Here is a 10,770-nt window from a genome sequence, read left to right as displayed (position 1 = left end):
CAATGGCCCCGCACCGCCGCAGCCCCGCGATGTCTTCGACCGTCGTGGTCGCGTTCGGTGTCCCGCGAACGAATCAGGCATCGGCCACGGTCGCGTCCTTGCGACGCTTAGGGCCGCGGGGATCGCGCCCGATGACGCGCCACGGACCGGCGACACCGGCCACCGCCGCGTCTCGTGACGTCCTGGACCATTGTGATCGCCGTCGATGACGCGCCCACGGACGCGGCGACACCGGCCACCGCCGCAACCCCGCGAGGGCCGAAACCGTCGCGATCACGTCCGAAGGCAGGTTTCGAGCGAAGCGAGAAACCTGATCGCGAAGCGAGCCGCAAGGCGAGCCGGAGCGATGCAGCGATCGCACGCAGTGCCCGCCGAAGGGAGGGCCTTCAAGGCCCGACCGCCAAGGGCACTGCAATAAGTAAGTAAGGCGTCACGGTGACGTTCGGTTAGTCCGGAATGCACCGTGTTTGCTTGCTCATTACCCGTGGGACGCTTACCGTTACGGCAGTGAGGAGTTACTCCGCGTCTTGCGGATTGCCATACGACCGAGCACATTCCAGCAGCTGAGAGGCATGGAGAGCACGTTCGTCGACCGGAAGCGGCCGGGTCACCGGGGGTGCGTCGCGCGCTGCCCGGCGATGCCGCGCATCCGGCCGTCCGACTGGCGCGAGTAAATCCTCGCTAGGCAGGGCCCCGACTCCGGACGGGCCCGCGGCGAGGAAGGATCGGCCTCATGGAGAGCGTCCTGCTGGGTGCAGCGCTGCTGGTGACCCTGGTCGCTCTCGTCATCATCGTCCTGCGGCGTCCGGGCATGCCCGGAAAGGCCGCGGCGGAGATGGCCCGGGCACAGAGCGAGGCCGACGAGATCCGGTCCCAGGCCAGGCGGGACGCGGGGGAGGTGCTGGAGAGCGCCGAGCGGGACGCGCAGCGCATGGCGTCGGAGGCGCGCGCGGAGGTCGAGGAGGAGGGCCGGGCCCTCCGCGACGACCTGCGGACCGTGCGGGAGGATCTGGAGCGCCGTGAGGCGCGGCTCGCGGAGCGGGAGCAGCGGCTGGACGGTGAGGTCCGGCGCCTGGAGGACTGGCAGGGACGCCTCGCCGAGACCAAGAAGGCCCTCGAACGCCGCGAGAAGGAACTCGACGGCGTCGCCGAGGAGCGCCGCAAGGTGCTGGAGCAGGTCGCCGGTCTCACCGCCGAGCAGGCCAAGGGCGAGCTCGTCGCGGCGATCGAGAACCAGGCCAAGCGGGAGGCCATCCCGATCACCCGGGAGATCGAGAACGCCGCGCGGGCGGAGGGCGACAAGCGCGCCCGCAAGATCGTGACGCTGGCGATCCAGCGGGTCGCCAGCGAGCAGACGGCCGAGTCGGTCGTGTCGGTGCTGCATCTGCCGAGCGACGAGATGAAGGGCCGCATCATCGGGCGTGAGGGCCGCAACATCCGGGCGTTCGAGACCACGACGGGCGTCAACCTGATCATCGACGACACGCCGGAGGCGGTGCTGCTGAGCTGCTTCGACCCGGTGCGGCGGGAGGTCGGGCGGCTGACGCTGGAGAAGCTGGTCCTGGACGGCCGGATCCACCCGCACCGGATCGAGGAGATCTACGAGCGCAGCAAGAGCGACGTGGAGCAGCTGTGCGTCCGGGCGGGGGAGGACGCGCTGGTCGAGGTCGGCATCGCCGACATGCATCCCGAGCTCATCGCGCTGCTCGGCCAGCTGCGGTATCGCACGTCATACGGGCAGAACGTGCTGAAGCACCTGATCGAGTCCGCGCACATCGCGGGGGTCATGGCGAGCGAGCTGCGGCTGCCGGTGGAGGTCGCCAAGCGGTGCACGCTGCTGCACGACATCGGCAAGGCGCTGACCCACGAAGTGGAGGGCAGCCACGCGCTGATCGGCGCGGAGATCGCGCGGCGGTACGGCGAGCACGAGGACGTCGTGCACGCCATCGAGGCGCACCACAACGAGGTCGAGGTCCGGACGGTGGAGGCGGTGCTGACCCAGGCGGCCGACGCCGTCAGCGGCAGCCGGCCGGGGGCGCGCAGGGAGTCCCTGGAGGCGTACGTCAAGCGGCTGGAGCGGCTGGAGGAGATCGCCCGCGACAGGCACGAGGGCGTGGAGAAGGTCTTCGCGATGCAGGCCGGGCGGGAGATCCGCGTGATGGTGAAGCCCGACTCCGTCGACGACATCCAGGCGCAGGTCATCGCGCGCGACATCGCCAAGCAGGTCGAGGACGAGCTGACCTATCCGGGGCAGATCCGCGTCACCGTCGTCCGGGAGTCGAGGGCGATCGAGTTCGCCCGCTGAACGGACCGGCCGGGAGATCGTGCCCGTCCGCCGGCGCGGAGGCGGACGGGCGGGTCCTCAGCCGGCCGTCAGCTCGATCGGCTCGACGCCGCGCGGCTCGAACCCGAGCGTCTGGCCGTAGAACGCCAGCTCGGCCTCCAGGCACCGGATGACCGTGCCGGCCCGGCGGAAGCCGTGCGACTCGCCTTCGAACGTGAGGTGGGCGTGCGGCATCTTCTTCCCGGCGAGTGCCAGCGCGAAGCGTTCGGACTGGTCGGGCGGCACCACCGGGTCGCTGAGACCCTGCAGCAGCAGGACGGGGCACGCGGTGTCGCCGGCGTGGCCGAGCGGTGAACGCTCCTCGTAGGCGCGTTCGAACCCCGGCAGCGGCCCGATCAGGCCGAACAGGTACTGCGACTCGAAGTCGTGCGTGGCCTCGGCGAAGCTCTGCAGGTCGCTGATCCCGAAGTAGGACGTGGCGGCCTTGAACACGCCGGTCTGCGTGACGGCGGCGAGCGTCGTCCAGCCGCCCGCGGAGCCGCCGCGGATCGCCAGGCGGTCCGGGTCGGCGATGCCGCCGTCGACGAGGGCCTGCGCGGCGGCGACGGCGTCCTCGACGTCCACGACGCCCCACTGGCGGCGCAGCCGTTCGCGGTAGGCGCGGCCGTAGCCGGTCGATCCGCCGTAGTTGACGTCGATGACGCCGATGCCGCGGCTGGTGAAGTAGGCCCGTTCGAGGTCGAGGACCGTGGAGACGCGTCCCGTCGGCCCGCCGTGCACGAACACCACGTACGGCGGCAGCTCGCCCTCGGGAGCGGCCGCCTGGGGGTTGGCCGGCGGGAAGACGTAGGCGTGGACGGGACGCCCGAACGGCCCCTCCAGGCGTTCGGCGCGCGGCGTGGACAGGTAGGCCGCGTCGGGCGGTTCGGCCAGCTCGCGGCGCAGCCCCTCGACGCGGCCGGTGGCGGTGTCGATCCGCACGACCGACGTCGGCAGGTCGGGGGCGCCGGCGATGCCGACGATCGTCGACCCGTCCGTGGACAGCTGCGTCTGCCAGTGCCCGTACGGGACCTCCAGGTCGGTGAGGTCGAGGGTCTCCGGGTCGTAGACGCCGAGGCGCATGTCCCCCTCGCCGTGCAGGACGGCGAGACGCCCGTCGCCGAGGAGCGCGTAGGGCATGCCGCCGAGCTGCCACAGCGGGCCCGCGAACTCCTCCTCGGCGGGGTAGAGCGCCTGCGGTGACTCGCCGTGCAGGCCGACCTGGTAGATGTTCCACCAGCCGGGCCAGTCGGAGATGACGTACAGCGACTCGTCGTCGCGCCACAGCGGCGCGAGCGCGGACTCGTTGAGGCCGCCTTTGACGGTGCGGGGCGCGACCGCGGTCCCGTCCTCCAGCGCCGCCACGCGGATCTCGGTGCCGTCCCAGGGCATGCGGGGGTGGTTCCACTGCACCCACGCCAGGTGCCCGCCGCCGGGGGACGGGACGGGGGAGGCGTAGAAGTCGGCGCCGGTGACGAGTTCCCGGATGGCGCCGGCGTCCTCGGCGGCGCTGCCGTCCAGGGGGACGGCGACGATGGCCCGCCTGATGCCCGTGATGTCCGGCTCATCCGCCGCGGGCTCGGTGCCCTCCGGCCCCTCGGCGGCCTCCGCGGTCCCGGCCGCCTGAGCCGCCGGGGGTGCGGGGGCCGGCGGGGGCGCGGCGATGTGGCCTTCGCACACGCACCAGATCTCCGTGCCGTCCGGCGACACGGTGTAGTCGGCGTAGCGCAACCCGGCCGGGACGGCCGGCTCGGGGGTCAGCGGGTACGGCTTCGGGTCGCCCTCGTCGAGCCGGTGGAGCCGCTGGTCGTCGTAGTTGGAGAAGACGATCGACCGTCCGCCGGCGGTGCGGACCGGCAGGTACGACCGCCCGCCGTACTCGTGGACGCGGGTGCGGGCGTCCCACGGCGCCTGCAGGAGCTCGGTGCGGTGACCGCCTTTGAGGTGGATGACCGTGGTCCGCCCGCCCTCCTCAGGGCGGGTCTCCTGCCACCAGACGTCGCTGCCCGCGACGGTGGGGAAGCCGAGGCGCAGCCGGGCGCGGGCGACATCAGCCGCGGAGATGGGTGAAGGCCATGAGCCGAAGGGAAGGGTCGCACGAGCGGTCATACCAGGAATCGTCCCGCATACGGGGACGTGTTGGGGACATGACGGGCTGTTTGACCTCGGAAAGATACAAGCCGTCCACCAGGTCACTCCGGGGCAACGCAGGTGATCAGCGCCCTGCGCGCCGCCGAATCGGACCCCGGGACCGGTACACCGCGAACCGCCCGCGAGACCCGGCCACGCGGCCGGTCGCGACAGCCGCGAAGACCCCGAGGGGCACCGCCGGAACCGGCGGCGCCCCTCGGGGCCGGGGTGGGATCAGACGGCTCCGGCCTCGCCGGTGGCCTGCCGGGACATCCCCGGGGCCGGGGGAGGCCCGGCGGTGCCCATGGTCTTGGCCGAGGTCTTGCGGCTGCGGCGGCTGCGCCGCTCCAGCCACGTCGCGACCCGGCTCAGCGACATGTTGATCCCGATGTAGATGATCGCGACCACGATGCCGGCCTGCAGGACGTTGTTGCTGTAGTTGGCGGGGACCTGCTTGAACCCCGCCTGGAGGAACTCGCCGTAGGCGATGATGAAGCCGAGCGCGGTGTCCTTGAGCAGGACGACGATCTGGCTGACGATCGCCGGCATCATCACCGTGACGGCCTGGGGCAGCAGAACGAGCCGCATGACGCCGTTCTTGCGCAGCCCGACGGAGTAGGCGGCCTCGGACTGCCCCTTCGGGATCGACAGGACGCCCGCGCGCACCACCTCGGCCAGGACCGAGCCGTTGTACATCACGAGCCCGAACACGACCGCGGCGAACGCGGGGACGGTCACCACCCCGGCGTTGCTCTCCACGCCGAAGATGAAGAAGAAGTAGTCGACCGACATCCGCTGGATCTGGCCGAACTGCGACTCGGCGATCGCCGGGCTGATCTTGTTGGGGACGAAGAACGCCAGGAAGATCAGGATCAGCAGCGGGATGCCGCGGAAGAACTCGACGACGGCGCCGGCCGGGATCCGGATCCACCAGTGGTCCGACAGCCGGGCCAGGCCGAACACGGCGCCGAACAGCAGCGCCAGCACGGTCGCCACGGCGGCGGCCTTCAGCGTGTTCAGCAGGCCGGGCAGCAGCAGGTGCCGCCAGACCGTCCACTCGGTGAACGGGGTCCACAGGTGGCTCGCGAACTGGTCCTTGTCGTAGAGCCGCCAGACGAGCCCGCCCAGGATCGCCAGGAGCACGGCCGACACGAGGACGGTCAGCAGTCTGTTCCGCGCGCGCGCCCGGGGGCCGGGGACGTCGAAGAGTACGGAGGCTTCCTTGCTCACCGCGCCACCGCCATTCGCTTGGCCAGCCAGCCGAAGAAGTACCCCGTCGGCAGCGTGAGGATCAGGAAGCCGATGGCCACGCCCAGGAACAGCGGGATCACCCCGTCGGAGAACGTCGGCTTGTCGATGATCGTCTTGGTCACCAGCGCGACCTCGCCGTAGCTCGCCGCGGCGGCCACCGTCGTGTTCTTGATCATCGCGATGAGGACGCTGCCCATCGGCGCGATGATCGAGCGGAAGGCCTGCGGCAGGATGATCATGCGCAGCGACTGGCTGAACGTCAGCCCGATCGAGCGGGCGGCCTCGGCCTGCCCCAGCGGGATGGTGTTGATCCCCGAACGCAGGGTCTCGCAGACGAACGCGCCGGTGTAGGCGGACAGCCCGACGACCGCCCACCAGTAGTAGGTGGTGGAGGACACGCTGGAGAACTTCAGGGCGAGGATGTCGTTGAGCCCCAGGCTGCACATGAGCAGCACCAGCGTGAGGGGGGTGTTGCGGACGATGTTGACGTAGCCCGTCCCGAAGGAGCGCATGACCGGCACCGGGGAGACGCGGAAGCTCACCATGACGGTGCCGATGATCAGGGAGAAGACCGCGGCCGCCGCCGCCAGTCGCAGGGTCGCCCAGAATCCCTGGCTGATCTCCCCGAAATTGTCGAAGAACGGGCTGAAGTCAAACATTGCTGAACTGTTCCATGGCGTTCCAGCGGTGTCGGGCCATGCCCGTGCGTCCCCGGAGGGACACGCCCTCGCGGGGACGCACGGTCATGACAGGTCGGCCTCGGCCTGCGGTCAGGCGCAGCCCTCCATCTGCGGGACGGTCTTGGTGACCTTCAGCCCGCTGCCGGCGAAGTGCGTGTCCAGCAGCTTCCCGGCGGTGCCGTCGGAGTACATCTGGTTGACGGCCTTGTTGACGGCCTCGCAGGTCTCGGTGTCGCCCTTCTTCATGCCGACGCCGAACTTCTCGTCGGTGAACGGGTCGTTGATGACCTTGAAGGAGCCCTTCTGCTGGTTCGCGAACCCGGCGAGGATGACGTCGTCGGTGCTGACCGCGTCCAGCGCCCCGGACTTCAGCTTGCTCACGCACTCGGAGTAGCTCTGGGCGTCGACCAGCTTGACGCCGTCGATGTCGAGCTTGCCGTCAGGCTCGGGCTCGGTGATGCGGCGGAAGGAGTTGGATCCGGCCGCCTTGCACAGCCGCTTGCCCTTGAGGTCCGCGGCCTTCTTGATGTCGTCGTTGTCGGCGGTCACCATCGTGTCCTGGTGGGCCACGTAGTACGGGCCGCCGAACGTCACCTGCTGCTTGCGCTCCTCGGTGATGGAGTAGGTGGCGATGACGAGGTCGACCTGCCCGCCGCCGATGAACGACTCGCGGTTCGCCGAGGTCGTCTCCTTGAAGGTGATACCGCTCTCGGGAACGCCGAGCTGCTTGGCGATGTACTTGGCGACGTCGACGTCGAACCCCGAGAAGGTGCCGTCGGGCTTCTTCAGGCCGAGCCCCGGCTGGTCGTATTTGATGCCGATGGTCAGCTTCTTGTCGTCCTTGGCCTTCTGGACGATCGTCTTGGCCTCGGTCTTCTCGGTGTCGCTGCCACACGCGGTAAGCGCCAGTGACAACGCCATCCCCGCCCCGATGAGGGCGCCGAAACGACGTACTCGCATTCTCGTCCTACCTCTGCTCTCTGCCGGAGCCCCGTGGCTCAGTGGACCATTCTCATCCCTGCGGACCGAACAGTTCAGTGGGTGAGGATCTTGGAGAGGAAGTCCTTCGCGCGCTCGGTGCGGGCGTTGGTGAAGAACTCCTCCGGTGTGTTCTCCTCCACGATCTGGCCGTCCGACATGAACACGACCTTCTGTGCGGCCCTGCGTGCGAAGCCCATCTCGTGGGTGACGACGATCATCGTCATGCCCTCGCGGGCCAGGCCCGTCATGACGTCCAGGACCTCGTTGACCATCTCCGGGTCCAGCGCCGAGGTCGGCTCGTCGAAGAGCATCACCTTCGGCTTCATCGCGAGGGAGCGCGCGATCGCGGCCCGCTGCTGCTGGCCGCCGGACAGCTGGGCGGGGTACTTGTGGGCCTGGTCGCCGATGCCGACCCGGTCCAGCAGTTCCATCGCGTGCTTCTCGGACTCCTGCTTGCCCTGCTTGCGGACCTTGACCGGCCCGAGCGTGACGTTCTCGAGGATCGTCTTGTGGGCGAACAGGTTGAACGCCTGGAACACCATGCCGACGTCGGCGCGGAGTCTCGCCAGTTCCTTGCCCTCTTCGGGGAGCTCCTTCCCATCGACGAGGATCGTTCCGCTGTCGATGGGCTCCAGCCGGTTGATCGACCTGCACAGGGTCGACTTCCCACCGCCGGACGGCCCGATGACCACGACGACCTCGCCGGGGTCCACTGTGAGGTTGATGTCCCGCAGGACGTGCAGCTCGCCGAAGTGCTTGTTGACGTTTTCGACTACGACGAGGGGCCGGTCGCCCGCGGCGGCCCGCTCCGCGGGGGAGTCCTCCGGCCCGTCCTCGGTGAGGTCGGGCCCGTCTTCGCTGTCCGTCATGCGGCCGGACTTTACGTCATCGACGACTCCCCGTAAGTTGCCGCGCGGTACCGATACGATCACGAATGCCCATGTCGGGCGGCCTTCGCCGTGGCGGAGAGTGATCATCGGTGGTCCGCCGCGTGGCGCCTCGCCGGTTCCGTGATATCGCGCGGGCCCCGTACCCTTGGTAACCGTCATGAGTGCGCCTATGGATACGGCTCCCCGTACGTACGAGATCCGTACTTACGGGTGCCAGATGAACGTTCACGATTCCGAGCGGCTGTCCGGCCTCCTGGAGGCGGCGGGGTACGTCCGCGCCGGGGGCGGCGAGCCCGACGTGGTGGTGTTCAACACCTGCGCCGTGCGGGAGAACGCCGACAACCGGCTCTACGGGAACCTCGGCCATCTGCGGCCGGTCAAGGACGGGCATCCCGGCATGCAGATCGCCGTCGGCGGCTGCCTCGCCCAGAAGGACCGCGACACCATCGTCAAGCGCGCGCCCTGGGTCGACGTCGTGTTCGGCACGCACAACATCGGGTCGCTGCCGGCGCTGCTGGAACGGGCGCGGGCCCAGAGCGAGGCCCAGGTCGAGATCGAAGAGTCGCTGGTGACCTTCCCTTCGACGCTGCCGACGCGCCGCGAGTCGGCGTACGCCGCGTGGGTGTCGATCTCCGTGGGCTGCAACAACACGTGCACGTTCTGCATCGTCCCGTCGCTGCGCGGCAAGGAGAAGGACCGCCGCCCGGGGGAGATCCTCGCCGAGGTCGAGGCGCTCGTCGGCGAGGGCGCCCTGGAGGTCACGCTCCTCGGCCAGAACGTCAACGCCTACGGCTCCGGGTTCGGTGCGCTCGGCGCGGCGCCCGACGACGTCCGCGCCATGACCGCGGGCGGGCAGTCCGCGTTCGCCGGGCTGCTGCGGGCGTGCGGGGGTGTCGAGGGCCTGGAGCGGGTCCGGTTCACCTCGCCGCACCCCAAGGACTTCACCGACGACGTCATCGCCGCCATGGCCGAGACCCCGAACGTCATGCCGTCGCTGCACATGCCGCTGCAGGCCGGCTCGGACAGCGTGCTGCGCGCGATGCGCCGCTCGTACCGGCAGGAGCGGTACCTCGGCATCATCGAGAAGGTCCGGGCCGCGATTCCGGACGCGGCGATCACCACCGACATCATCGTGGGCTTCCCCGGGGAGACCGAGGCCGACTTCGAGGAGACCCTGCACGTGGTCCGGGAGGCCCGGTTCTCGTCCGCGTTCACGTTCCAGTACTCCAAGCGCCCGGGGACCCCGGCGGCGGCCATGGACGGACAGCTGCCGAAACGGGTCGTCCAGGAGCGGTACGAGCGGCTGATCGCACTCCAGGAGGAGATCTCCTGGGCGGAGAACAAGAAGCAGCTCGGCCGCACCCTGGAGGTCCTGGTCGCCGAGGGCGAGGGCCGCAAGGACGAGGCGACCCGCCGGTTGTCGGGCCGGGCGCCCGACAACCGCCTGGTCCACTTCGCCGTGCCCGAGGAGCCGGTCCGTCCCGGGGACATGGTCACGGTCGAGGTCACCTACGCCGCGCCCCACCACCTGGTCGCCGACAAGCCGGCGCCGGCCGTCCGCCGGACCCGCGCCGGTGACGCCTGGGAGGCCCGCCAGGGCGGGCGGGACGGCCAGAAGGGCGTTTCGCTCGGGATGCCGTCGATCGGGCGTCCGGCCCAGGACGGCGCGCCCGTGTCCGGCTGCTCCGCCGCCTCCTGAACTCCGGCATGATCGGGGGTGATCCCCCCGTGGAGGACCGGGTGGCGTCAGCGGACCCGGCGGCAGGGAGGCAGTGTGCTCGTATCGGCGGCGGTGTGCCCGCATCCGCCCATCCTCGTGCCCGCGGTGGCGGGGGAGGCGGCGCCGGAACTCGACGCGCTGCGCGCCGCGTGCGATGAGGCCGTCCGCCGCCTGACCGCTTCCGACGCGGGGCGGGGGAGCCCGGTGGACGCGCTGGTCGTCGTCGGAGGCGCCCCGGCGACGCGATCCTACGGGCCGGACGCGTACGCGACGCTCCGGCCGTACGGCCTCGCCTGGACGATCCCCGACGAGCCCGAGCACACCGCCGCGGCGCTGCCGCTCTCGCTCACCATCGGGCGCTGGCTGCTGGAGCGGGGGGACGCCGGCGCGGGCGCCCGGTACGAGGCGGTGGCGTTCGACGCCGAGCCGGAGGAGTGCCTGTCACTCGGGAGGCGGCTCGCGGCGTCGGCCGACCGTGTCGCGCTTCTGGTGATGGGGGACGGATCGGCCTGCCGTTCGGAGAAGGCGCCCGGCTACCTCGACGAGCGCGCGGTCCCCTTCGACGCGGAGGCGGCGCGGGCGCTCAGGGACGCGGACGCCGCCGCCCTGGCCGCCCTGGACCCGGGCCTCTCCCGCGAGCTCCGGGCGGACGGGCGCGCGGCGTGGCAGGTGCTCGCCGGCGCCGCCGGCGCGGGCACGGGCGCCGGGGAGGGACTCACGGCCGCTCTCCTCGCCGACGAGGCTCCGTACGGAGTCGGCTACCTCGTCGCGGCCTGGTCACGGACCGGCTATGGC

8 protein-coding genes are annotated in these 10,770 nt (G+C 70.7%); 3 read left to right on the top strand and 5 right to left on the bottom strand.

The window, feature by feature from the left end:
* The first annotated feature begins 733 nt into the window (after nucleotides 1-733).
* Nucleotides 734-2,305 carry a ribonuclease Y gene (rny, locus tag E1281_RS31390; RefSeq protein WP_131883337.1) on the top strand — a complete coding sequence of 524 codons (1,572 nt, stop codon included), beginning with the start codon at nucleotides 734-736 and terminating at the stop codon, nucleotides 2,303-2,305.
* 57 nt (nucleotides 2,306-2,362) lie between these two features.
* On the opposite strand, the gene E1281_RS31385 is transcribed toward rny, so the two are convergent.
* The 5 genes from E1281_RS31385 to E1281_RS31365 all read right to left on the bottom strand — a co-directional run bounded on the left by E1281_RS31385 (nucleotide 2,363) and on the right by E1281_RS31365 (nucleotide 8,234).
* The gene (locus E1281_RS31385) at nucleotides 2,363-4,432 is read right to left on the bottom strand and encodes a prolyl oligopeptidase family serine peptidase (RefSeq protein ID WP_131883336.1); all 2,070 of its coding nucleotides are present in this window, start codon (nucleotides 4,430-4,432) and stop codon (nucleotides 2,363-2,365) included.
* Nucleotides 4,433-4,687: 255 nt separating this feature from the next.
* Nucleotides 4,688-5,683, bottom strand: coding sequence for an amino acid ABC transporter permease (locus E1281_RS31380; RefSeq protein ID WP_131883335.1), 996 nt, complete (start codon nucleotides 5,681-5,683; stop codon nucleotides 4,688-4,690).
* The gene (locus E1281_RS31375; protein WP_131883334.1) at nucleotides 5,680-6,363 is read right to left on the bottom strand and encodes an amino acid ABC transporter permease; all 684 of its coding nucleotides are present in this window, start codon (nucleotides 6,361-6,363) and stop codon (nucleotides 5,680-5,682) included. The genes E1281_RS31380 and E1281_RS31375 overlap by 4 nt, the downstream gene beginning before the upstream one ends.
* Nucleotides 6,364-6,474: 111 nt before the next feature.
* Nucleotides 6,475-7,344 carry a glutamate ABC transporter substrate-binding protein gene (locus E1281_RS31370; RefSeq protein WP_131883333.1) on the bottom strand — a complete coding sequence of 290 codons (870 nt, stop codon included), beginning with the start codon at nucleotides 7,342-7,344 and terminating at the stop codon, nucleotides 6,475-6,477.
* A gap of 74 nt (nucleotides 7,345-7,418) precedes the next feature.
* On the bottom strand, nucleotides 7,419-8,234 hold the full coding sequence (locus E1281_RS31365) for an amino acid ABC transporter ATP-binding protein (RefSeq protein ID WP_131883332.1): 816 nt from the start codon (nucleotides 8,232-8,234) through the stop codon (nucleotides 7,419-7,421).
* 178 nt (nucleotides 8,235-8,412) lie between these two features.
* Between E1281_RS31365 and miaB the strand changes: the two genes are divergently transcribed.
* Together miaB and E1281_RS31355 are read left to right on the top strand one after the other, a co-directional pair.
* On the top strand, nucleotides 8,413-9,954 hold the full coding sequence (miaB, locus tag E1281_RS31360; RefSeq protein ID WP_207943597.1) for a tRNA (N6-isopentenyl adenosine(37)-C2)-methylthiotransferase MiaB: 1,542 nt from the start codon (nucleotides 8,413-8,415) through the stop codon (nucleotides 9,952-9,954).
* A gap of 75 nt (nucleotides 9,955-10,029) precedes the next feature.
* On the top strand, nucleotides 10,030-10,770 hold a 741-nt coding region (locus E1281_RS31355; protein WP_131883330.1), incomplete at its 3' end, for a hypothetical protein.

Source organism: Actinomadura sp. KC345, assembly GCF_004348515.1.
GTDB lineage: Bacteria > Actinomycetota > Actinomycetes > Streptosporangiales > Streptosporangiaceae > Spirillospora.
The sequence above is the reverse complement of the archived record's forward strand: the minus strand, read 5'-3'. Positions and strand labels throughout refer to the sequence as shown.